General features: G+C 67.6%; 21 protein-coding genes. 13 read left to right on the plus strand and 8 right to left on the minus strand.

Annotated features, from left to right (window positions below):
- Positions 1–394: 394 nt before the first annotated feature.
- The 6 genes from ACWIGM_RS29340 to ACWIGM_RS29365 all read left to right on the plus strand — a co-directional run bounded on the left by ACWIGM_RS29340 (position 395) and on the right by ACWIGM_RS29365 (position 6,096).
- The gene (locus ACWIGM_RS29340; RefSeq protein ID WP_454029520.1) at positions 395–1,300 is read left to right on the plus strand and encodes a DUF3108 domain-containing protein; all 906 of its coding nucleotides are present in this window, start codon (positions 395–397) and stop codon (positions 1,298–1,300) included.
- Between the two features lie 155 nt (positions 1,301–1,455).
- Positions 1,456–2,598, plus strand: a complete 1,143-nt coding sequence (thrC, locus tag ACWIGM_RS29345; RefSeq protein ID WP_454029521.1) for a threonine synthase — start codon at positions 1,456–1,458, stop codon at positions 2,596–2,598.
- Positions 2,599–2,737: 139 nt separating this feature from the next.
- Entirely contained in the window at positions 2,738–3,676 is a 939-nt protein-coding gene (locus ACWIGM_RS29350; protein ID WP_454029522.1) for a transporter substrate-binding domain-containing protein, read from the plus strand.
- Between the two features lie 82 nt (positions 3,677–3,758).
- The gene (locus ACWIGM_RS29355) at positions 3,759–4,424 is read left to right on the plus strand and encodes an amino acid ABC transporter permease (protein ID WP_454029667.1); all 666 of its coding nucleotides are present in this window, start codon (positions 3,759–3,761) and stop codon (positions 4,422–4,424) included.
- Positions 4,425–4,549: 125 nt separating this feature from the next.
- Positions 4,550–5,227: an amino acid ABC transporter permease gene (locus ACWIGM_RS29360; protein WP_201303036.1), complete on the plus strand. Its 678-nt coding sequence runs from the start codon at positions 4,550–4,552 to the stop codon at positions 5,225–5,227.
- An 86-nt stretch (positions 5,228–5,313) separates the two neighbouring features.
- The gene (locus ACWIGM_RS29365) at positions 5,314–6,096 is read left to right on the plus strand and encodes an amino acid ABC transporter ATP-binding protein (RefSeq protein ID WP_454029523.1); all 783 of its coding nucleotides are present in this window, start codon (positions 5,314–5,316) and stop codon (positions 6,094–6,096) included.
- 42 nt (positions 6,097–6,138) lie between these two features.
- Here ACWIGM_RS29365 and ACWIGM_RS29370 read toward each other — a convergent pair whose 3' ends face one another.
- From ACWIGM_RS29370 to ACWIGM_RS29385, 4 genes are read right to left on the minus strand one after another with little or no spacing between them, the layout of a single operon-like run.
- Positions 6,139–7,413 carry an acyl-CoA dehydrogenase family protein gene (locus ACWIGM_RS29370; RefSeq protein WP_454029524.1) on the minus strand — a complete coding sequence of 425 codons (1,275 nt, stop codon included), beginning with the start codon at positions 7,411–7,413 and terminating at the stop codon, positions 6,139–6,141.
- A gap of 11 nt (positions 7,414–7,424) precedes the next feature.
- A complete protein-coding gene (locus ACWIGM_RS29375) occupies positions 7,425–8,465 on the minus strand; it encodes a phosphotransferase family protein (protein WP_454029525.1) in 1,041 nt (346 codons plus the stop codon).
- A 47-nt stretch (positions 8,466–8,512) separates the two neighbouring features.
- Positions 8,513–9,913 (minus strand): protein kinase domain-containing protein, encoded by a 1,401-nt coding sequence (locus ACWIGM_RS29380; protein WP_454029526.1) that lies wholly within the window; start codon positions 9,911–9,913, stop codon positions 8,513–8,515.
- An 8-nt stretch (positions 9,914–9,921) separates the two neighbouring features.
- Positions 9,922–10,662, minus strand: a complete 741-nt coding sequence (locus ACWIGM_RS29385) for a metallophosphoesterase family protein (RefSeq protein ID WP_454029527.1) — start codon at positions 10,660–10,662, stop codon at positions 9,922–9,924.
- Positions 10,663–10,958: 296 nt separating this feature from the next.
- On the opposite strand from ACWIGM_RS29385, the gene ACWIGM_RS29390 reads away from it, so the two are divergent.
- Both ACWIGM_RS29390 and ACWIGM_RS29395 read left to right on the plus strand, forming a co-directional pair.
- Positions 10,959–11,753: a phytanoyl-CoA dioxygenase family protein gene (locus ACWIGM_RS29390; protein WP_454029528.1), complete on the plus strand. Its 795-nt coding sequence runs from the start codon at positions 10,959–10,961 to the stop codon at positions 11,751–11,753.
- Between the two features lie 117 nt (positions 11,754–11,870).
- Entirely contained in the window at positions 11,871–13,457 is a 1,587-nt protein-coding gene (locus ACWIGM_RS29395) for a CYTH and CHAD domain-containing protein (RefSeq protein ID WP_454029668.1), read from the plus strand.
- Between the two features lie 54 nt (positions 13,458–13,511).
- Here the strand turns inward: ACWIGM_RS29395 and ACWIGM_RS29400 are convergent, their stop codons facing one another.
- Positions 13,512–13,880 (minus strand): hypothetical protein, encoded by a 369-nt coding sequence (locus tag ACWIGM_RS29400; RefSeq protein WP_454029529.1) that lies wholly within the window; start codon positions 13,878–13,880, stop codon positions 13,512–13,514.
- A gap of 140 nt (positions 13,881–14,020) precedes the next feature.
- The gene (locus ACWIGM_RS29405) at positions 14,021–15,259 is read right to left on the minus strand and encodes an aspartate kinase (RefSeq protein ID WP_454029530.1); all 1,239 of its coding nucleotides are present in this window, start codon (positions 15,257–15,259) and stop codon (positions 14,021–14,023) included.
- A gap of 150 nt (positions 15,260–15,409) precedes the next feature.
- Between ACWIGM_RS29405 and ubiG the strand changes: the two genes are divergently transcribed.
- Positions 15,410–16,162 (plus strand): bifunctional 2-polyprenyl-6-hydroxyphenol methylase/3-demethylubiquinol 3-O-methyltransferase UbiG, encoded by a 753-nt coding sequence (gene ubiG, locus ACWIGM_RS29410; protein WP_454029531.1) that lies wholly within the window; start codon positions 15,410–15,412, stop codon positions 16,160–16,162.
- 144 nt (positions 16,163–16,306) lie between these two features.
- Positions 16,307–17,581 carry a crotonyl-CoA carboxylase/reductase gene (gene ccrA / locus ACWIGM_RS29415; RefSeq protein WP_454029532.1) on the plus strand — a complete coding sequence of 425 codons (1,275 nt, stop codon included), beginning with the start codon at positions 16,307–16,309 and terminating at the stop codon, positions 17,579–17,581.
- On the opposite strand, the gene ACWIGM_RS29420 is transcribed toward ccrA, so the two are convergent.
- A complete protein-coding gene (locus tag ACWIGM_RS29420) occupies positions 17,548–18,783 on the minus strand; it encodes an acyltransferase family protein (RefSeq protein WP_454029533.1) in 1,236 nt (411 codons plus the stop codon). The two genes, ccrA and ACWIGM_RS29420, sit on opposite strands and share 34 nt — an antisense overlap.
- Before the next feature lie 76 nt (positions 18,784–18,859).
- Between ACWIGM_RS29420 and ACWIGM_RS29425 the strand changes: the two genes are divergently transcribed.
- Positions 18,860–19,756 (plus strand): LytTR family DNA-binding domain-containing protein, encoded by an 897-nt coding sequence (locus tag ACWIGM_RS29425; protein ID WP_454029534.1) that lies wholly within the window; start codon positions 18,860–18,862, stop codon positions 19,754–19,756.
- Between the two features lie 19 nt (positions 19,757–19,775).
- On the opposite strand, the gene ACWIGM_RS29430 is transcribed toward ACWIGM_RS29425, so the two are convergent.
- The gene (locus ACWIGM_RS29430) at positions 19,776–20,633 is read right to left on the minus strand and encodes a YihY/virulence factor BrkB family protein (protein WP_454029535.1); all 858 of its coding nucleotides are present in this window, start codon (positions 20,631–20,633) and stop codon (positions 19,776–19,778) included.
- Positions 20,634–20,823: 190 nt separating this feature from the next.
- Between ACWIGM_RS29430 and ACWIGM_RS29435 the strand changes: the two genes are divergently transcribed.
- Together ACWIGM_RS29435 and ACWIGM_RS29440 are read left to right on the plus strand one after the other, a co-directional pair.
- Positions 20,824–21,708, plus strand: coding sequence for a DMT family transporter (locus ACWIGM_RS29435; protein ID WP_454029536.1), 885 nt, complete (start codon positions 20,824–20,826; stop codon positions 21,706–21,708).
- A gap of 122 nt (positions 21,709–21,830) precedes the next feature.
- On the plus strand, positions 21,831–22,610 hold the full coding sequence (locus ACWIGM_RS29440; protein ID WP_454029537.1) for a fumarylacetoacetate hydrolase family protein: 780 nt from the start codon (positions 21,831–21,833) through the stop codon (positions 22,608–22,610).
- Positions 22,611–22,613 lie beyond the last annotated feature (3 nt).

Raw genomic sequence — 22,613 nt, forward strand, 5'->3', positions numbered from 1 at the left:
CAACCGTGCAGGTCGGGACGGCCAAGGTACTGATCCACTAGGCTATTTGCCATCTAACCTGCCTCGTCATCCCCCGCTCGGCAGATGCGCTTCGCCGCTCTCCTTGCGCTTCTTGATCTCAGCACGGGCAACAGTGCGCAGGCGCCTGACCCGTCGATGAAAAGCAGGGCCAGGCTCCGTGGAGGCAATGAAGGCCAGCGATGTATCGTTGGCGAGCCCGCCGGCACGGAGGCCCCGCATCGCTGATCCGCGGCAGCAATCCGTCGCGCCTTCGTGCATGGCGGGGCTCTCGTCGTCCGCGCTAAAACGGCACATCGCCTTGGCCATGGCCCTGTACCACCGGGTGGTCACGCGAAGGGAAGGGGACCTGCCGGTCCTGTGCGGGATGATGCGGATGCGCGGGCGCGACTTCGACAGCGACGATGCAGAGGGGCTACAGCGCTACGCAGCCGCTCCGATGGCGGCGATGATGCCTGAGCGCGGCGGGAGGTTGACCGGCATCGCATCGAGACAGGCCAGGGCCATCGCGGCAGGCGCGCTGATCGCCGGTGCGCTCGCCTGCGCCGCGCCCTCGGCCGCCTCGGCACGCGAGCTGCGCCTTCGCTACGATGTCACGGTGCTGGGCGGGGTCACGCTCGGCGAGATCGAGGTGACCTCGATGCTGGACCGCGCCGGCTATCGCATCGAAATCCGCACGCGCCCCTACCGGGCGGCCCAGCTCGTCGGAGCAGCCGAGCAATCCGGCAAGGTGGAAGGCCGCTGGGGCCGCGCCGGACCCGAGCCGCGGCTCTATCAAGCGAACGGCTCATGGCGCGGCCGGGCCTATGTCAGCGAATTGCACTATCAGCGCGGGGTCCCGACGATCCGGCGGCAGGAGCCGTCGAACGAGGATCGCGAGGCCGTCCCGCCCGAACTGATCCGGGGCACGGTCGACTCGCTCTCCGGCGTCGCCGGCATGCTGAAGAAGGTCGCGGAGAGCGAAAGCTGCGACGGCTCGACGGCGATCTATGACGGGCGCCGCCGCTCGGTCGCGGTGATGACCTCCTCGGCCAAGGTGCAGGTGAGCGACCAGGGCCCGCTGAACGGCCGCGGGCTGAACTGCGGCTTCACCGTCCGGACCATCGCCGGCTTCCGGCATGACGATGATCGCGAGGCGGCGATGCGGCCGCTGAAGGGCTCGGTGCTGATCGCGCTGCGCGAGGGCAGCGAGTTTCCCGTGCCGGTGCGCTTCGAGGTCGAGACGCGCTGGTTCGGCACGGTCGCCGTCCAGCTCGCCGGAGCGCCGGTTGCGGCCGATTGAGAGCTGGCGCCCGGCCGGCGCCAAATCCCCCGGACGGATGCAGGGCGGCCCACCGCAAACGGCAGCGGCGCCGGCCGGCATTTTCGGTCTAGGCTGACGCCATGGCGGCCTTGCGGGGCAGGGCGGCCGGCCGACAGCCCTGGGGAGTGCTCGCGATGGAACTGCGCTGCGTCGATTGCGCGACGGCTTACCCGCCGGTGCTGCTCTATCGCTGCAAGGCCTGCGGCGGCATCCTGGAGACGGTCGGCGACGACGATACGCCGCGCGTCTCGCTCGGCGAGAGCGTCACGCCGCTGCTGCGGGCCCGCCGGATCGAGGCTTCGCTGCCCGGCTTCTCCGGCGAGATCTGGCTGAAGGACGAGACCCGCAACCCGTCCGGCTCGTTCAAGGACCGGCTCGTCGGCGCCGCCATGGGCCGGGCACTGGCGCTCGGGATCGGCAAGGTCGTCTGCGCCTCCTCCGGCAATGCCGGGGCGGCGACCGCCGCCTATGCGGCGCGTGCCGGCATCCCGGCCGTGATCATCGTGCCGGCCCATACCCCGCTGGGAAAGGTGACCCAGATCGCGGCCTATGGCGCGATCCTGCTGCTGGTCGAGGGTCACTACAGCCGCTCCTACGATCTCGCGCTTGCCCTCGCCGAGCGGCACGGCTTCGCCAATTTGACCACCACCTTCATCAACCCCTATGCCGTCGCCGGCCTCACCGCCGTCGGCAGCGAGCTGGTCGAACAGCTCGGCGGCGCGCCGAGCCATGTGCTGGTGCCGACCGGCAGCGGCCCGCTGGTCAAGGGCGTCCGGCAGGGCATCGCCGCTGCCGGCGGCACGACCAGATTGATCGCCGTGCAGGCAGAGGGCTGCGCACCGATCGTGCAGGCCTTCGCGGCCGGGGCCGGGGAGGTGACGGCCTGGGGCACGCCGCAGACCATCGCCTCGGGGATCAGCGACCCGCTGATCGGCTATGAGCGCGACGGAACCTATACGCTGAAACTGGTCCGCGAGAGCGGCGGCCTGGCGATCGCGGTCGGCGACGACGAGTTGCGCGAGGCGATGCGGCTGCTCGCCCGCAGCGAAGGCGTCTATGCCGAGCCGACCGGTGCGAGCCCGATCGCGGCTTTGCCCCGGCTGCTGGCGCAGGGCGCATTGCCGCCGGGCTCGCGCGTCGTCTGCATGGTGACGGGGCACGGCTTCAAGGACGGCAAGGTCTATCAGGAGATGCCGGTGCGGACCCACAAGGTCGCGGACCCCGCCGACATCGCTGCGGTCGCCGGGCTCTGCGAGGCTGCCCTGCAGGCCGCATGAAGGTTGCCTGAAGGTTGCCGGGTCTTCCCTAGCGTCAGGACGCATAATTCGGCTTTGCAGCTGGCATTTTTCTTGCCACGTTCATGCTGCTGCGGGCCGAAGTCTGCAGGGAACGTGGATCAAAAGAGGGGAGTTCGTGATGGGCATTCATGACGACGGAACTTTGGACGGCGCCACTCCCCCGAAAGACGAGGCGGCCCTGATCCTGGAGCGACGCAGCCTGTTCGGCCTCGGCCTCGCCGGCGCCGCGATCGGCGCTGCGGCAAGCGGGCTGCTCACCCCTGCCGCTGCCCAGGCCCAGACGGTGGCCAAGAGCAAGCTCTACGCCGTCAAGGAACGCGGCAAGCTGATCGTCGGCACCGGCAGCACCAATCCGCCCTGGCACTTCCAGGACGCCAGCGGCAAGCTCGTCGGCATGGACATCGACCTCGCCCGACTGCTCGCCAAGGGCCTGTTCGACGACTACGAGAAGGTCGAGTTCGTGCTGCAGGGCTCCGATGCCCGCATCCCGAGCCTGGTCACCGACAAGGTCGACATCGTCGTGCAATGGATGACGGTGACGCCCGGCCGCGCCCAGCAGGTCGACTTCACCATCCCCTATTATCGCGAGGGCGTCGGCCTGCTGATGCTGGCCCGCGGCGGCAAATACAAGAACTACGAGGAGCTGAAAGCGGCCGGCAAGGAGGTCTCCGTCGGCGGCATGCAGAACGTCTTCCTCGAGGAATGGATCCACAAGGCGCTGCCGGCATCCAAGGTCGATGCCTTCGACAGCCCGGACGCGGCGATGCAGGCGCTGAATGCCCGCCGGATCGATGCCTCGATGCAGGATCAGTCGGCCATGCGCTGGCTGATGCAGCAGGCGCCCGGCCGCTTCGTCGATTCCGGCTTCGGCTGGATGCCGAATTCCTATGCCTCGGCGGTCAAGCCCGGCGACCCGACCTGGCTGAATTGGGTCAACACCGCTTACAAGGAGGCGATGATGGGCGTCGATTTCGACTATTTCGCCGCCTCCTACAAGAAGTGGTTCGGCATCGAGCTGCCGATCCCCAAGGTCGGCTTCCCGCAGGAATTCGCCTGATCCCGCATTCGCCTGATCGCAACGTGGCGATGGCGGGCCGGACGTCCGGCCCGCCGCTTTCGGGACCTTCGCGACAGCCATGATCGACTACCATTTCGACTGGTCCGTCATCGCGCGGAACTGGGACAAGCTGACCGACGCGCTTTTGCTCGGGCTCTGGCTGGCGGTGATCTCGCTGGCGATCGGCTGCATCATCGGCATCCTCACCGCCTATGCCCGGCTTTCGGGCAAGAAATGGCTCTCAGGTCCGGTCTGGGCCTATGTCGAGTTCATCCGCTGCACGCCGCTGCTGCTGCTGATCTTCTTCCTCTATTTCGGCCTGCCCGAATTCGACATCAACTTCCTCAACAAGACCCAGAGCTTCGTGCTCTCGCTCTCGCTCTATGCCGGCGCCTACATGTCCGAGGTCTTCCGCGCCGGGCTCTCCTCGATCCCGAAGCAATATGTCGAGGCGGCCAAGGCGATCGGCCTGCGGCCCTGGCAGCGCCAGGCCTATGTCGTGCTGCCGGTGATGTTCCGGATCACTCTGCCGGCGGTCAGCAACAACCTGATCTCGCTGTTCAAGGATACCTCGCTGGCGGCCGCGATCGCCGTGCCGGAGCTCACCTTCGTCGCGCGGCAGATCAACGCCAACACCTTCCGGGTCATGGAGGTCTGGCTCACGGCGAGCGCGCTCTATCTCGCCACCGCCTATCTCATCGCCATCCTGCTGCGCATGGTCGAGCGCCGCTACGCCTCGATCCGCTAGAGCAGGATACGAAAAAGTGGAAACCGGTTTTTCGCGGCAATCCTGCTCTAAACTCTTAGAATCGATCACGTTTTATGATTTTGGATCGACTCAATCCAAAATCATCGTGATCTAGGGGGCACGCGATGGATTTCTCGATGGCTCCCGGCACCTTCTGGTTCGAGGCCTGGCAGGCGCGCGCCTCGCTGCTCTCTGGTCTCGGCGTCACCTTGCTCAGCTCGGCGCTGAGCATCGTCATGGCGACGGTCTGCGGCATCCTGATGGGGGTCGCGCTGTCCTATGGCTGGTGGTGGCTGAAGCTGCTGTCCCGGCTCTATGTCGACCTGATGCGCGGCATTCCGGTGCTGGTGCTGATCCTGTTCACCTATTACGGGCTCGCCCTGTTCGGCGTGAACGTCGCCGCCTTCTGGGCTGGCGTCATCGCGCTCGGCGCCTTCGCCACCGCCCATGTCGCCGAGAACTTCCGCGGCGCGGTCGAATCCGTGCCGGCCGGACAGATGGAGGCGGCCAAGGCGATCGGCCTGACCTTCGGCAAGCGCCTGTACTACGTGATCCTGCCGCAGGCCTTCCGGCGCATGCTGCCGCCCTGGGTCAACACCGGGCTCGAGATCGTCAAGGGCACGACGCTGCTCTCGATCATCGGCGTCGTCGAATTGCTGCTCTCGGCCCAGCAGCAGATGGCGCGCAACTACATGATCGTCGAGTTCTACCTGCTGACGATGGTGCTCTACCTCATCATCAATTTCGCGCTGGCGCAGCTCGGCGCGCTGCTCGAACGCAAGACCTCCTATCTGCGCTACTGAGCATGCTGCGAAAAAGTGGGAACCGGTTTTTCGCGTGAAGCATGCTCTGGAACTCCTGGATTGATCTGAACGGGACGCGACTGCCGATGACAGAGACTGCGCTGCTTCAGGCCACCAATGTCCGCAAGCATTTCGGCCAGATCGAAGTGCTGAAGGGCATCGACCTCACCGTCAGGCAGGGGCAGGTCGTCTCGCTGATCGGCGCTTCCGGCTCGGGCAAGACCACCTTCCTGCGCTGCGTCAACCTGCTGGAGGAGCACGATGGCGGCGAGATCCTGCTCGACGGCGACCCGATCGGCTACCGGATGGCAGGGGAGACCCGAAAGCGCCTGAGCGAAACGAAGATCTCGGCCCAGCGTGCTCGCATCGGCATGGTCTTCCAGCAGTTCAACCTGTTCCCGCACCTGACCGCCGGCCAGAACGTCATGCTCGGGCTGACCAAGGTGCAGGGCAAGAGCGCCGCCGAGGCGCGGGAGATCGCCGACCACTGGCTCGGCCGCGTCGGCCTGGGCGAGCGCCGCGACCACTATCCCTACCAGCTCTCGGGCGGCCAGCAGCAGCGCGTTGCGATTGCCCGTGCTGTCGCCATGCAGCCACGTCTGCTGCTCTTCGACGAGGTCACCTCGGCGCTCGACCCGGAGCTGGTGGCCGAGGTGCTCGGCGTGATGCAGGCGCTCGCCGAATCCGGCATGACCATGCTGCTGGTCAGCCATGAGATGCTCTTCGTCCGTGAGGTCTCGCACCACGTCCTGTTTCTCGACCAGGGCCGGGTCGCGCAGGAGGGCAAGCCGTCAGAAGTCTTCGACAATCCCGAGAGCGAGCGTCTGCGCAGCTTCCTCGGCCGCTTCCACGGCATCTTCAGCCGTTGAAGCGGCCTGCCGGAATGACGGCATGGACCAGGTTGGCCGAGCTCAGGATTCGGTCGGCTTCACCCAAGGCCGCACCACCCCTTGCTCGGCAAAGGTGCTGCGGTTGCTCTCCTTGCGCTTCTTGATCTCGGCGCGGGCGATGGTGCGCAGGTGGACCTCGTCCGGCCCGTCGATGAAGCGTAGCGCCCGGCCCCAGCTGTAGATGAAGGCGAGCGGCGTGTCGTTGGAGAGCCCGCCGGCGCCAAAGACCTGCATGGCCCGGTCGGCGATCTTGGTCTGCAGGCGCGTCGCCGCGACCTTGATCGCCGAGACCTCGGTGCGCGCGGCCTTGTTGCCATGCTTGTCCATCATCCAGGCGGCGCGCAGGCAGAGCAGGCGGGCCTGGTCGATCTCCATCCGCCCTTCGGCGATCCAGTCCTGGACATTGGCGTAGTCGGAAAGGTTGCGCCCGAAGGCCTTTCGCTCCAGCGCGCGCTCGACCATCAGCTCGAGCGCGACCTCGCATTGGCCGATGGTGCGCATGCAATGATGGATGCGCCCTGGCCCGAGCCGCGCCTGCGCCAGCGCGAAGCCCGCACCTTCCTCGCCGAGCAGGTTCGCGGCGGGCACGCGGACATTGGTGAAGTCGGTCTCGGTGTGGCCCTCGATCGAATAATGGTTCAGCAGCGGCAGGTTGCGCATCACCGTAAGGCCCGGCGAATCCATCGGCACGATGATCATGCTGTGGCGCTTGTGCGGATCGGCGTCGGGCCGCGGATCGGACAGGCCCATGACGATGCAGAACTTCACCTTCGGGTGCAGCGCCCCGGTCGTCCACCATTTGCGGCCGTTGATGACGTAATGGTCGCCGTCGCGGATGATGGTGGTCTGCAGGTTGGTCGGGTCGGAGGAGGCGACGCCCGGCTCGGTGATCCCGACGCAGGAACGGATCTCGCCATTGAGCAGCGGGTTCAGCCAGCGTTCGCGCTGCTCAGGCGTCGCGAACATGTGCAGGATTTCCATATTGCCGGTGTCGGGAGCGTTGCAGTTGAACACCTCCGAGGACCAGTAGATCCGGCCCATGATCTCGGCGAGCGGGGCGTATTCGAGATTGCTCAGCCGCGTGCCGGGCTCGTCGGCCTTGAGCGCCGGCAGGAAGAGGTTCCATAGCCCTGCCGCCTTCGCCTTGGCCTTGAGGCCGTCGACCAGCGCGCTGGGGTAGCGCCCGGCCTCGACCTCGTGCTTCCAGGCGGCGTCGGCCGGCTGGATATGAGCATCCATGAACGCCTGCAGTTTGGCGCGCAGTTCCTCGACCCTGGCCGAATAGGCGAAATCCATGGCGTCCCTCGTCAGTTCGTCTGGTCGATCAGCGCCTGCGCGCGCTGCGCAAAGCTCTCCGCCATCGCGCCGACCGCGACTGCATTCTGGGCGGCGGCGTTCCCGGTCTTCGCCCTTGCCGCGATGCCGTCGAGGATGACGGCGAAGCGGAACAGCGAGAAGGCGAGGTGGAAGCGACCCGGGCCCTCAACCCGCCCGGCGGCGGCGCAATAGCGGGCGATGTAGTCTTCCTGCGTTGGTATACCCAGCGCCTCGCGATCGAGCCCGACGATGCCGGCATACATTGATGGCGTCGAATGCCAGGGCAGGCAGGAGAAGGCGACGTCCGAGAGCGGGTGGCCGAGCGTCGAGAGCTCCCAGTCGAGCACCGCGACGACCTTCGGCGCGTCGGGCGCAAACATCAGATTGCCCAGCCGGAAATCGCCATGGACGATGGTCGTGTCCGGCGTCTCGTCGAGGTTTGCGCCGAGCCAGTCGATCAGCCGGTCGATCGCCGGGATCTCGCGCGTCCTGGTCTCGCGCCATTGCCGGCCCCAGCGGGCGAGCTGGCGGGCATAGTAATTCCCAGGCTTGCCGAAATCGGCGAGGCCGGCGCCCTGCCAGTCGAAGCCGTGCAACGCCGCCAGCGCCTCGGCCATGGCGAAATACATGGCGCGCCGGTCCTCAGGCGCGAATCCGGGCAAGCCGGTGTCATGGAAGACACGGCCCTCCAGCCGCTCCATCAGGTAGAACGGCGTGCCGACGACGTCGTCAGCCTCATGCAGCAGCAGGACCGGCGGCACCGGCACGGCCGAACCGGCGAGGGCCTTTAGAATCCGGTATTCGCGCTCGACCGCATGAGCAGAAGGCAGGAGCGGCCCCGGCGGCTTCTTGCGCAGGACGAGCCGCGTGCCGGCATCGGGATAGGAGACGAAGAAGGTCGGGTTCGACTGGCCGCCGCTGATCCGCTCGATGTCCATCTGCCCTGCAGCCCGGCTAGGCAGGGCCGAACGCAGAAAGGCGTCCAGCCGGGCGGGGTCGAATTCGGGTGGGACGGAGGGAGCAGCCGGCATGGCCGGCATATTCGAAGGCGAGGGCGGAGAGGTCAACGCGCCATTGCTCACGCCTCGCTACCACTCTTCACCCGGACCACCGAGACCGAGCAGTGCGCCTCGGCGACGACCTTGGTCGAGACGCTGCCGAGATGGCGGCGCACTGCCGAGGAGGAGCGGGCACCGAGCACGATATGGTCGATGTCGTTGTGTTCAGCATAGCGCAGGATCGCATCGGCGGCGCTGACCGCCTCGATGACATGGTAGCTGACCCGGTCCTCCGGCAGGCGCAGCGGGCGCGCCCAGTCCTTCAGCGCCACCAGCCGGCCGATATAGAGCGAGCGCCCTTCCGCATCGACGGTCCTGGTTTCGCCGATGATCTCGGTCCTGAGCACGGTCAGGCAGGCGAGGGAGGAATCCGGCCGTGCCGCCAAGAGTCGGCTGGTCTCGGCCAGGATCGCCGCGGCGAGCGCGTCGGGCCCTTCCGACAGATCGACGGCGGTCAGCACGATCGACGGGCCGGCCTTGCGTCGCGCCACCGTCGGCGCGCCGGTGACCTCGGCTTCGTCGCGCTTCTGGAAGAGATCGACCAGCCGCTTGCCGAGGCTGCGCTCCTCGGCCGTGCGGCGCTTGCGCGCGACGGTGACCTGCTCGGGATGGCGCAGGTCGAAGGCGAGCTTGCCGGCATCGGCATAGCGCCGGCCGCGATCGACCTCGAGGCAGCGGGAGACGATCTCCTCGAGCCAGGCCGGTGCCTGTTCATTGACGGCGCGCAGCGGCTTGGGCGCGTGATAGAGCCGCCGCTTCATGCCGGGCACGGTCCTCGGCCGGCCGAACGGCTCCTCGCCCGCGGCCAGCTGATAGAGCAGGCAGCCGAGCGAAAAGAGATCGCTCGCCGGGTCGGAGCGCTCGCCCAGCACCTGCTCCGGCGCGATATAGGCTGATGTCCCCATTGGCTCGCGGCTTTCCTCGCCGAGCAGATCCGGCAGTTCGGCATGGCGGGCGAGGCCGAAATCGAGCAGCACCGCGCCCTTATCGGTCAGGATCACGTTCTCGGGCTTGAGATCGAGATGGACGACGTTCTGCCGGTGCAGATCGGCCAGCGCCGTCGCGATCGCGATGCCGATGCGCTGCACCTCGACGAAGGGCAGGGGCGCCTGCTTGATCCGCTCGGCCAAGCTCTCGCCGGCGATGAAGCCCATGGCGATGAAGGGAATGCGGCAGAGATCGCCCGACGCGACGAAGCGCGGCACATGCGGCCCCGACAGGCGCTTGTGGATCAGCACCTCGGTCTCGTAGCCGATGATGGCCGAGACGTCGGCGCCGGGGTCGAGCACCGGGATCTTCACCACGAGCGGGCCGGGATGATCCGGGTGCGTGGCGCGCCAGAGCGTCGCCATGCCGCCGGCCTTCAGCCGCTCGCCGAGCGTGAAGCCGTCGATGACCGAGCCGGTCTGAGGCCGTTCCATCTTGCCCCCTATCTGCCGATCTGCAGGCGCAGGCCGAGCCAGTCCGGCAGGCCGGCCGCCCTGATCTTCCGCGCGGTTTCCTGCGTGTCATAGGGCACGCGGACCATGGTGACTTCCCGCGCCTTCGTATCCAGCAGGGCAAAGCAGGCAGCCGGATCGCCATCGCGCGGCTGGCCGACCGCGCCGACCACGACGACATGCCGGTGCACGGCCGAGAGCGGCGCGGGCACATTGCGCAAGGGGATGAAGGCCACCGGCTCGCGCCCGGCCCTGGCATAGAAGATCGTCGGCAGATGAGTGTGGCCGCAGATGACCGTTCGCGCGTCGGTCGCGGCGAGACAGGCCTCGGCGCTGCCGAGGTCGCGGACATAGTGCCAGGCGGCGGGATCGCGGGCGCTGGCATGGACGAAAAGCACGCCGTCGAACTCCGCCGTCAGCGGCAGGCCGGCGAGGAAGGCGCTCTGCTCGGGGCTGAGCTGCGCCCTGGTCCATAGCGCCGCCTCATGCGCGTTCGGCGTCATGCCGGAAGGGCCATGCACGGCGGCTTCGTCGTGATTGCCACGAATGCCGATAGCGTCGGCCGCGACGAGCTCGCGCGCCGCATCGACGCAGAAGCCGGGCTCGGGGCCGTAACCGACGATGTCGCCGAGCAGCACCAGCCGATCGGGCGCGAGCCGGCGCACCGCGTCCAACACCGCCTCGAGCGCCTCGCGGTTGGCATGGATGTCGGAGAGGATGGCAACGCGCATTCAGTATCCAGCCCGAATCCGGGAGTATCGCATCGTGGCAGCGTCGCCGCCGGCTTGGCCAGCGCGCCTTTCGGCTCAGGCGGCCGCTCGCGGGTTGATCGCGCGAAGTGCGGCTGCGATACTCACCCCACCATGATGATGTTCGCCGTCTTCGATCTCGCCTGACCTGCCTGCGGGCCTGACGCGCGTTTCGCGCTCCGGTACCGCAAACGGACACTCCTTGCGTCCGAAGGTCCTTTGCCAGCCTGCCCGCGCGGCGGGCGCTTTGGCTGGCCTACGTCGAAAGACTTTCAATAATGGCTCACCCTGAATCCGGTGCGCGCGTCCTCGACGCCGCGCAGATCGCCCATTTCGTCGAGCGCGGCTTTGTCCGGCTCGACCATGCCTTCCCACCTGCGCTGGCCGAGGAGGCTCGCGTCATCCTCTGGCGCGATCTCGGCTGCGATCCGAACGATCCCGCAAGCTGGACCAAGCCGGTGATCCGGCTCGGCATGTACACCGACGCGCCCTTCGTCGCCGCGGCGAACACGCCGCGTCTGCACGGAGCCTTCGACCAGCTCGTCGGCGCCGGGCGTTGGCTGCCTTGTCGCGCCATGGGCACCTTTCCGGTGCGTTTTCCATTGCCGGAGGATCCGGGCGATGCCGGCTGGCATGTCGATGTCAGCTTCGGCTTCGACGATCCGGATTTCATGAGCTGGCGTGTCAACCTCGCCTCGAAGGGCAGGGCGCTGCTGATGCTCTTCCTGTTCTCGGATGTCGGGGAGGACGATGCGCCGACGCGCATCCGGGTTGGCTCGCACCATGACATCGCCCGCCAGCTCGCGCCGGCGGGTGAGGCCGGGCTGTCGCTGCGCGAACTGGCGTCTGACGGCTTCGCCGGCAGCGCCGGGCGCGACGAGGTCCTGGCGACCGGGGAGGCCGGCACGGTCTATCTCTGCCACCCCTTCCTGGTGCATTCCGCGCAGCCGCATCGCGGCACGAAACCGCGTTTCATGGCGCAGCCGCCGCTGCTGCCGCGCGGGCCGTTAAGGCTCGATCGGGAGGATGGCGCCTATTCGCCGATCGAGGCCGCCATCCGACAGACGCTTTGACGTTCTAACCACTTCGCCCGGGTTCACATCCGGGCGGAGTGATGCCAAGTTGCCGCCGGCGACATCCCTGTCACCATTCCGTCACGCAACGCCCAGTGGAGAGAAACCTTGGACGCCGTGCCGAATCACGAGGTTGCGCAGCCCGATCAGGCCGCGACCGCTGCGACGCAGAAGCAGCCGCCGCGCGAGATCGAGTTGAAGCTGGCCGCTTCGCCCGCCGCGCTGGAGACGTTGCGCGGCGCCGATCTGATTGCGCGCCATGCCCGCAACCAGGGCGTCACCCGCCGGCTCGACGCGATCTACTACGACACGCCCGACCGCCTGCTCGATCGCAACGGCCTGTCATTGCGCGTGCGCCGCAGCGGCAAGCGCCATGTCCAGACCTTGAAGCGCTCCGGCGCGGGCGACCCGCTGGCGCGCGATGAATGGGAGGTCGCGCTGCCGGACGGCGCGCTCGACCTCGCCTTGCTGCCGCTCGCCGAGATCGGCGAACCGCTGGCGAGCCTGTCGGCCGGCCAGCTCGCGCCGGTCTTCGCGACCCGCATCCGGCGCCGCCTGCGCCGGCTCGACTATGCCGGGGCGCTGATCGAGATCGCCTTCGACGACGGCACGATCGAGGCCGGCGAGAAGAGCCTGCCGGTCGCCGAGGTCGAGCTGGAATTGAAGGAGGGCGAGGCTGCGGCGCTTTACGAACTCGGGCTGGCCTTGCTCGACATCGCAGCGCTGCAGGTCGAGACACAGAGCAAGTCGGCGCGTGGCTATGGGCTCGCCTTCTCGCGGCTGCCAAGGGCGGTGAAGGCGAAACCGATCGAGATCAGCGCGCATGACAATGCCGATGCGGCCATCGCCGCGATCCTCGGCAACACCTACAGGCAGCTCCTCGGCAACCTCGCGCCCGTCTCCGCCGCCTCCGGGCCCGAGGGCGTCCACCAGATGCGGGTGTCGCTGCGCCGCCTGCGCTCGGCGCTGTCGGTGCTGAAGCGCGAGGTGGCGTCGCCCGCATTCGCACCGATCGGGCAGGAGGCGAAGCGCCTCGGTCAGGTTCTGGGGCCAGCGCGCAACTGGGATGTCTTCATCACCCAGACGGTGCCGGACATCGAGGCCGACGGGCTGGGCGACTCGGGACTATCGGTGCTCCGGACAGCGGCCGAGCCGCATCAGGCCGAAAGCTATGCCGCGGTGCTGAAGCGTCTGGCGAATCCGCAAACCAGCCGCTTCCTTCTGTCCTTCGGTGCGCTGATCGAGCGGCGCGGCTGGCGTAACGGTCTCGCCAGCGAAACCATGACGGTGCTAGCCGAGCCGGCCGCAGATTTCGGCGGCCGGGCGCTGGCGCGGACCCATCGTAAGGCGCTGAAACGCGGCCGCGGCTTCGGCAGCCTGCATCCGGAGGCGCGCCACCAATTGCGGCTGGCTTTGAAAAAGCTGCGCTACACCGCCGAGTTCTTCCTGCCGCTGCATGACGGCGCGGCGGCGCGCAAATATCTCGGGCGACTGTCGCGCCTGCAGGAGGCGCTCGGCCTCGCCAACGACGCGGCGACGACGCAACAGCTTCTTTCCGATCTGCGCGGCGGCAAGGCCGGGCCGGAGCTGCATTTCGCCGCCGGCGCCGTGCATGGCTGGCAATCGCGTCACACCATCGAGGCTGGCCGCAAGCTCAAGCGACGCTGGCGGCGCTTCGAAGGAACGGCGCCGTTCTGGGCTTAAGGCGCCGTCCTTTCATCGGGTGCTCCTAGCTGGAATGGCGCTCCGAGGCGCCGATCAGCTGGTCTTTCTGGTCACGATCGTGAGCTCGCCTTCGTTGCTCACCTGGGCCAGCACGACGTCGCGCGATGAAAAACCCTTGGCCTCGACGGCGGACTTCACGGCCGGCGCCTTCTCGATCGCCTGACGCAGCTTTTCCAGCTCGTCGGCGGTGCGGGTCGCGACCAGCTGGTTCACCTGTGCCTTGCTGGCCTCGGGCAGTTCGTCGATCTCGACGACCTTGACCGAGGTGATCGTCGGTGCGCCCGCGGGGGCTTCCTGCGACGAGGCGGGCGGCTTAGCCGAAGGGCGCTCCGTCGACGGCGCCTGGGCGTTGGCGGCGCCGGCCAGGATAGTAGCGGCGCTTGCAACGGCGATCGTGAGCATACGCATGGCGTGTCCTTCCATCGGTTGGGGGAAGGATGAGTTGACGCCAAAGATGGGACTAGAGGCTGGAGGCGATCAGGTCATTTCGTGATCATATGGCGGCGCGAGCAGGGCAGCGCCGCCAAGATGCCGCCCTGGTCTCAGGCCGCGTCCAGCCCGTAGAGCGAGTGCAGGGTGCGGACCGCGAGCTCGGTATAGGCGGCGTCGATCAGCACCGAGAACTTGATCTCGGAGGTGGTGATGGCGCGGATGTTGATGCCCTTCTCGGCCAGCGCCCGGAAGGCGCGCGCCGCGACGCCGGCATGGCTGCGCATGCCGACGCCGATCGCCGAGATCTTCACCACGTCCGTTGCGCCCTGGATGTCCTGGTAGGCGATGCTGTCATGTTTCGATTCGAGCAGGCCCTTCGCGCGCTCGTAGTCGGCGGTCGGCACGGTGAAGGTGATGTCGGTGGTCGCCTGGTCGTCCGAGACGACCTGGATGATCATGTCGACATTGATGTTGGCATCGGCCAGCGGCCCGAAGATCGCCGCGGCGACGCCGGGCTTGTCGGCCACGCGCCGGAGCGTGATCTGGGCTTCGTCGCGCGAGAACGCGATGCCGGTGACGATCTGCTGTTCCACGATGTCGTCCTCGTCGCAGATGAGGGTGCCTGGATTGGGGTTGTCGGGGTCGTCGAAGGAAGAACGCACATAGGTCGGCACGCGCTGGACCATGGCGATCTCGACCGAACGCACCTGCAGCACCTTCGAGCCGAGAGAGGCCATCTCCAGCATCTCTTCGAACGAGACCTTGTCCATGCGCCTCGCCTTCGGGACGATGCGCGGGTCGGTCGTATAGACGCCGTCGACGTCGGTATAGATGTCGCAGCGATCAGCCTTCAGGCCCGCGGCGAGCGCGACCGCGCTGGTATCGGAGCCGCCGCGGCCGAGCGTGACGATACGGTGGCTGCGCGGGTTGATGCCCTGGAAGCCGGAGCAGACCGCGATCTCGCGGTTGCGGTCGAAGCCGGCGAGGATGCCGGAGCCGTCGACGCCCTCGATCCGGGCCGAGCCATGCGCGTCCGAGCCGTAGAGCGGGATCTGCCAGCCCTGCCAGGAGCGGGCCGGCAGACCCATCTCCTGCAGCACGATCGCCATCAAGCCGGAGGTCACCTGCTCGCCCGAGGCGACGACGGTGTCGTATTCGGCCTGGTCGAAGACGGGCGACGCCTCCTTGCACCAGGCGACGAGCTCGTTGGTCTTGCCCGACATCGCCGAGACCACGACTGCGACCTGGTTGCCGGCGTCGAATTCGCGTTTGACGTGACGGGCGGCGTTCTTGATGCGCTCGACAGTGGCGACCGAAGTGCCGCCGAATTTCATCACCAGACGGGCCATGACGTCCAAGAGCTCTCAGCAACGGACCCGGCGGAGGCCGGGACAAATAGCGCCCTCGCGCCTAGCGAAGGGCGGGTGTAGATGACGGGCAGCGCGGAAAGTGTCAATGCAGCCACGGCCTGCACGAGCATAAACGGGATATCAAAGGCGATGACGGCAGCGGCACGCGAAGGCTCCACCATCGACCCGGTCGAGGTCGCGCGCTTCGATGCGCTGGCCAAGAGCTGGTGGGACCCGAAAGGGCCGATGGCGGTGCTGCACAAGTTCAACCCCGTGCGCCTCGCCTTCATCCGCGACCTTGCCTGCGAGCGCTTCGGCCGCGATCCCAAATCGCTCCAGGCACTGAAGGAGCTGAGCATCGTCGATATCGGCTGCGGCGGCGGCGTGCTCTCCGAGCCGCTGGCGCGACTGGGCGCCGAGGTGACGGGGCTCGACCCGGCAACGACCAATATCGCCGTGGCGCGTGCCCATGCTGCCAAGGCGGGCATTACGGTCGACTACCGCGAGGAGACGATCGAGGCGGTCGTGGCGTCGGGCGCGCGCTTCGACATCGTCCTCGCCATGGAGGTGGTCGAGCATGTCGCCGATGTCGACGCTTTCGTCGCCTCCTGCTGCGCGGCGGTGAAGCCGGGCGGCCTGCTCGTCATGGCGACGCTCAACCGCACGCTGAAATCCTATGCGCTCGCCATCGTCGGCGCTGAATACATCCTGCGCTGGCTGCCGCGCGGCACCCATGACTGGGAAAAGTTCGTCACCCCGGACGAGCTCGAGGTGGCGATCGAGACCGGCGGGCTCTCTGTCTTCGCCCGCGAGGGCGTCGCCTACAATCCGCTGACTGATCGCTGGTCGCGCTCGCGCGATCTCGACGTCAACTACATGCTGGCGGCGGGGAGGGCCGGCTGAGGTTCTGCCGGAACCTTCCGCATTTCCCCTTGTTTTTTGCGCTGCGGCATAATTCGATAGGAGTATGGCGCAGCGCAGCAATGGTCTGCATGATGCCGGCAACGCCACCGGATCACAGGCGTGGCGACAAGGGAGAATGAGCCGATGGCACAGCTGCAACCCGTTGCGAAGCCCGCGTTGAAGGATCTCTACGAGCTCGGCGAATTGCCGCCGCTCGGCCATGTCCCGGCCAACATGTACGCCTGGACGATCCGCCGCGAGCGCCACGGCCCGCCGCAGGACAGCTTCAAGGTCGAGGTGGTGCCGACCTGGTCGATCGGCGAGGAGGAGGTGCTGCTCCTCGTGATGGCCGGCGGCGTCAACTACAATGGCATCTGGGCCGGCCTTGGCCAGCCGATCTCGCCCTTCGACGTGCACAAGGGCCAGCTTCACATCGCTGGCTCCGACGCCTCGGGCATCGTCTGGGCCGTCGGCTCCAAGGTGAAGCGCTGGAAGGTCGGCGACGAGGTCATCGTCCACTGCAATCAGGACGACGGCGACGACGAGGAATGCAATGGCGGCGACCCGATGTTCTCCTCATCCCAGCGCATCTGGGGCTACGAGACGCCGGACGGGTCCTTCGCCCAATTCTGCCGGGTGCAGTCGCGGCAATTGATGCTGAAGCCGAAGCACCTCTCCTGGGAGGAGTCGGCCTGCTACACGCTGACGCTGGCGACCGCCTATCGCATGCTGTTCGGCCACGCCCCGCACACCATCAAGCCGGGCGACAACGTGCTGATCTGGGGGGCTTCGGGCGGTCTCGGCGTCTTCGGCGTGCAGCTCTGCGCGGCGTCGGGCGCCAACGCGATCGGCGTCATCTCCGACGAGACCAAGCGCGACTATGTGCTCGGCCTTGGCGCCAAGGGCGTGATCAACCGCAAGGACTTCAATTGCTGGGGCCAGATGCCCACGGTCAACTCGCCCGAATATGCCGAGTGGACCAAGGAAGCCCGCAAGTTCGGCAAGGCGATCTGGGACATCACCGGCAAGAAGGACGTCGACATCGTCTTCGAGCATCCGGGCGAGGCGACCTTCCCGGTCTCCTGCCTCGTCGCCAAGCGCGGCGGCATGGTGGTGTTCTGCGCCGGCACTTCAGGCTTCAACATCACCTTCGACGCCCGCTATGTCTGGATGCGGCAAAAACGCGTGCAGGGCTCGCACTTCGCCCATCTCAAGCAGGCGTCTGCGGCCAACCAGTTCGTCATCGACCGGCGCGTCGACCCCTGCATGTCCGAGGTCTTCCCCTGGGACAAGATCCCGCTCGCCCACCACAAGATGTGGAAGAACGAGCATGCGCCGGGCAACATGGCCGTGCTCGTCTATGCCCCGCGCACCGGCCTGCGCACCTATGAGGACGTGGTCGAGGCGCTGGAGGGCTGAAAGCCTGGCGCGGGCAGGCGCTCGCGCCTGTCCGCCGCGATCCCGAGCAGCGGCCTCAGCCAGCCTGTGCGCCTGGCGATCTCGTAGCTCGCGGCGCAGCTCAGTGCCGTGACCGCGATGACCAACGACGCTTCCTGCCCGGCCGGCAGGGCGAGCGGCTTCAGCCAGTGTGCGGCCAGGATGATCGCGGTCTGGTGGACGATGTACCAGCAGAACACGGCATCGACGAGGTAGCGCCGGGCTGGCCCGTCGCATCGTAACAGGTGTCGGCGGGCGAAGCCGAGGATCGCGACGATCCAGCACCATTGGTCGAGCCCATAGACGAACGGTCCGACGAGGCGGCGCAGCTCCCCCGGCGGCTGGGCGCGCAGCCAGATCATGGCGAGGAAGGCCACGGCGGCGAGGAGGAGCGCAAGCCAGCGCAGCCGCTCGGTCCGCTCGGCCAGCGCCCGCGAGCGCGCGGCGAGAAAGCCGAACAGGAAGCAAAAGCCGTAGAGGACGTGCTGATACCAGTCGCCGACGACGGTGTGGTTCGGCGGAAACGTCGGGAAAACTAGGAAACGATTGAGCCCGAGCAGCAGCGCTGGCCCGAGCAGCAGGAGCAGGCCGGGCAGGGCGCGTTCGAGCATTCGCTCGCCACGTGCGGCCAGACCGGGCGCCAGCGCGATCAGCCCGGCGAGCGCCATGGAGTAGAGAAAGAGATAGACGACGAACCAGAGATGGTTCCAGGTCGGCAGGATCAGGCAATTCTGCCGGCCGTTCTCGACCCGGCAGAAGCTCTGGTCGAAGGCGAGATAGTGCCCGAACCAGAAGTCGGGATAGCTGCCGGAAAAGCCGAGCTTCTCGACCACCTCCGCCCAGGATTGCGGCGGCACCACCACCAGCATGCCGAAGGCGAGGGGGATGAGCAGTTGCGCGGAGCGCCGCCGCGTGAAGGCCCCGATCTCGCATTTGCCCAGCATGAAGCGCGTCGCGGCGCCCGAGACCAGGAAGAGCAGCGCCATCCGCCAGGGGTTGAGCAGCAGCATCAGCGGCTCGAGCTCGCGCAGCCGATGGGCGCTCTTCACATGGAAGCCCCATGACACATAGAGCATGCCGACATGGTAGAGGATCAGCAGGCCGAAGGCGCCGATCCTGATCCAGTCGAGATCGAGCCGGCGTTCGGCGGTCTGTGGTGGCGAATGATCGGTTTGCGCAGGCATGGCGGCTATCCCTTGCTCGCCCTGAGCAGGCCGGCATGGCGGGCCTGAGGTCGAGACGGTGCGGGACGAGCAGCCGATGCTGCGTGACGAAAGCCAGCGGGCCGGGATGAGTGGTGGCGATGCCGTGACGAATGGTGGCGAGGCTTCACCCCGCCGCGATGTCGGCCGTTTGCCGACCCGGCTGCCCTATCTGGCGATCGCGCTCGGCACGGCCTTGACCTGCCTCGTCAACGCCTTCTCGACCCTGCACGATCTCGCCCGTGTCGGCCGCGCCGTGCCGCTCTGGCAACCCTTGCTCTGGGAAGCATCGAGCGGCGTCATCATCCTGGCGCTGGCGCCATTGGTCCGGCGGCTGGTGCTGGTCTCGCTGACGCGATCGAGCCGGCCATGGCTGCTTGCAGCGCTGCATGCCGGCGCGATCGTGGCCTTCTCGGCGCTGCACGTCGGCGGCATGGTCCTGCTGCGCAAGCTCGGCTACTGGGCCGCGGGCGCCGGCGAGTACAGCTTCGGCTTCTCCAGCGGCAACCTGTTCTACGAATTGCGCAAGGACGTCCTCGTCTACCTGCTGCTCGCGATTCTGTTCTGGCTGGTCGAGCTCTGGCGGCGGCGTCCGCAGCCGCAAGCCGCAGCGGCCATGGTTGCTGCACCATCAGGCTTCTGGCTGCGCGACGGTACGGTCAATCTGCGGCTCGAACCTGCCGAGATCGTCGCCGTGGTCTCGGCCGGCAACTATGTCGAATACTGCCTGGCGAGCGGCAAACGCCACCTGATCCGTGCCACGCTGCAGGCCGAGGAAGAGCGATTGCGCCCGCTCGGCTTTGCCCGCATCCACCGCACAAGGCTGGTCAATGCGGCCCGCATCCGGCGCATTGCTGGCCGGCCCTCGGGCGACTTCGACGTCGAGATGGCGACCGGCGAGGTCTTCGCCGGCAGCCGCCGCTATCGCGAGGGCCTCACCGCGCTCACGCCTTAAGGCGGCGCGGGCCGGCCACTCACAACCCGCTTAAGACGTCTCCGCTCGACTTCTCCGGCGCCCGGTGCAGCGCGATCGCGGCGTTGAGCTCGGCGCCATAGAGGAAGATCGCCGCCAGCCAATAGAGGAAGACCAGCGCGATCATCGCGGTGGCGAGGCCGGCATAGGTCGTGATGTAGGCGCCGGCGAAGGAATCGAGATACCAGCCGAAAACGATGCCGCCGATCAGCCAGACCACCAGCGTCATCAGGATGCCCGGCCACATCGCCCCGATATGCGGCGCTCGGGCCGGCAGCAGCTTGTGCGCGACCGCGAGCGCCAGCACGATCAGCACCGTCGCGCCGGCAATGCGCAGAAAGGCGAGCAGGAAGCCGAGCGGCGCAAGGGCGGGCGCAAAGCCGACGATGCCGCGCCAGATCAGCGGGCCGAGCACGACGAGCAGAGAGAAGGCGAGCATGAAGACCGCGCCGCCGACCACATAGGCGATCGATTCCAGCCGCGTGCGCCACCAGCTGCGCCATTCATAGGCTTCATAGGCGCGATTGAGCCCGATCCTGACGGCCTCGACCCCGGAAGAGGAAAAGTACAGCGCCAGGATCGCGCCCAGCGTCAGCGCGTCCTTGCGCACCGCGGTCAGCACCGAGCGGACCTCGCGCGCGATCGGCTCGGCCACCTCGCGCGGCCAGGCTTCGAGCAGCAATTGCGCCGCTTCGTCGGCCGCTGCCTGCGAGCCGAAGAAGCCGCCGAGCGCGGTGACGAGGATCAGGAACGGAAACAGCGACATCAGCACCGACAGCGCGATGTGGCTGGCGATCGCCCAGCCGTCATGGGCGATGAAGCGCTCGAAGGCGAGGGCGGGAACTGAGCGCGGTGACATGCAGGTCTCGGACGGGGCAGGGCGGTGATTGTCGCTGGTTCAGGGCGGCTGGCAAGACGGGAGGGGCGCGGTATCTCCCTTCTCCCCTTGGGTGAGAAGGGAGGACGCACGCCAAACATGCCGCCACAGCGTCCGCATGCGGCGACAACTGCCGCTATCCGGCCTATCAGGCGCCTAGAAAGCTCCGCCAATGTTCGATTCCCCGCTCTTCCTGCGCCTGTCGCCGGCGCTCTTCGTCTTCCTCTGGTCGAGCGGCTGGATCGTTGCCGGCTATTCGGCGCGCTATTCCGATGCGCTGACGTTCCTCTCGGTTCGCTTCGCCTGCGCCGGCCTCGCCCTCACCGTGCTCGCCGTCGCGCTCGGCGCACCCTGGCCCAGGAGCCGGCGCGCCATCATCGATTGCGTCATCGCCGGCATCCTCTTGCACGCCATTTATCTCGGCGGCGTCTGGTGGGCGGTGCGCCATGGCCTGCCGGCCGGCGTCTCCGGCCTGATCGCCGGTCTGCAGCCGGTGCTGACCGCGCTGTTCGCCCCCCTGATCGTGCGCGAGCGCATCTCCCCGATCCGCTGGCTCGGCATCGTCTTCGGTTTCGTCGGCATCGCTCTGGTGCTGGAGCCGAAGCTGGTCGGCGTCTCCCCCGAGGCGCTGTCCGCCATCGCGTTGCCGATCATCGTCAACGTCATCGGCATGTTCTCCGTCACCTTCGGCTCGTTCTGGCAGAAGGCGCGCATCGTCGAGGGCGACCTGCGCACGGTGACGGCGGTGCAGTACATCGCTGCCTTCCTGTTCACGCTGCCCTTCGCCTATTGGCTCGAGCCGATGCGGATCGAGTGGAACCTGACGATGGGCCTGGTGCTGGCCTGGTCGGTGCTGGCGCTCTCGCTCGGCGGGATCGGGCTCTATCTCGTGCTGATCCGCCGCGGCCAGGTCTCGCGCCTGGCGACCTTCCTCTATCTCGTGCCGCCGGCGGTTGCGGTCGAGGCCTTTCTGCTCTTCGGCGAGACCCTGACAGCCACCCAGCTCGTCGGCATGGCCGTCGCGGTGTTCGGTGTGGTGCTCGCCAGCAGAAAATAGGTCTGCTGCGCAGATATGCGCCGCCGGTGCGATCTCCGGGTTCCCGCAGGCCGGTCGATGCTGTAGCCAGAGAGCAGGAGGCGGCGAGGTATCGCCGCGCTGGCGACAGGGACGAGACGACCATGGCTGTGACGACCGAGACTGTTCCGGGGACTCTTGCCGGCGCCTTCATCGGCGCCCGCCGCGGCCACAAGCTGGTCGACATCGCGACCTTGCCGGTCCCCGCCGATGTCGATGCCGGCTTCGCCGCGCAGGCCGAGATCAACAAGGCGATGGGCTATCCGCTCGCCGGCTGGAAGGTTTCGCTCGGCGAGGGCGGCCGGCCGATGGCCGGGCTGATGCCCGGGCCCTATCTGAAGTCGGGCGACACCTATCGCGGCGTGCACGGCGCCGAACTGCGCGTCGAGATCGAGCTCGCTGTCCGGCTCGGCCGCGACATGCCGCTGCGGCCCGGCCAGCCCTATACCCGCGACGAGCTGATCGACCATTGCGACGCGGCGCTCGTCGGCATCGAGATCGTCGAGAGCCGCATCGCCGACTGGACCAATGTGCCGTTCCCGCTCTGGCTTGCCGACGCGATGGGCCATGGTGGCTACCTGATCGGCCCCGAAGTGCCCTTCAGCATCTTCGACGACGTTCCGGCCCTGACCTGCACGGTCGAGCTCGACGGCGACGTGCTCTATGAGCGCCAGGCGCTGCACGCCAATGGCGATCCGCTGGTCACGGCGCTCGGCTGGGCGAACCGCTCGGTCGAGGGGCCACTCGGCCCGCTCAAGGCCGGCCAGATCATCACCACCGGCAGCCTTTGCGGCGGCGTGCTGGCGCCGACGGTCGGGCCGGTGATCGCAAGGCTCGACCCGGTCACGGCGATCTCCTTCGCGCTGGCCGAGCAGGGCGACTGAGGC

The sequence above is a fragment of the Allobosea sp. NPDC055332 genome (genome assembly GCF_053645455.1).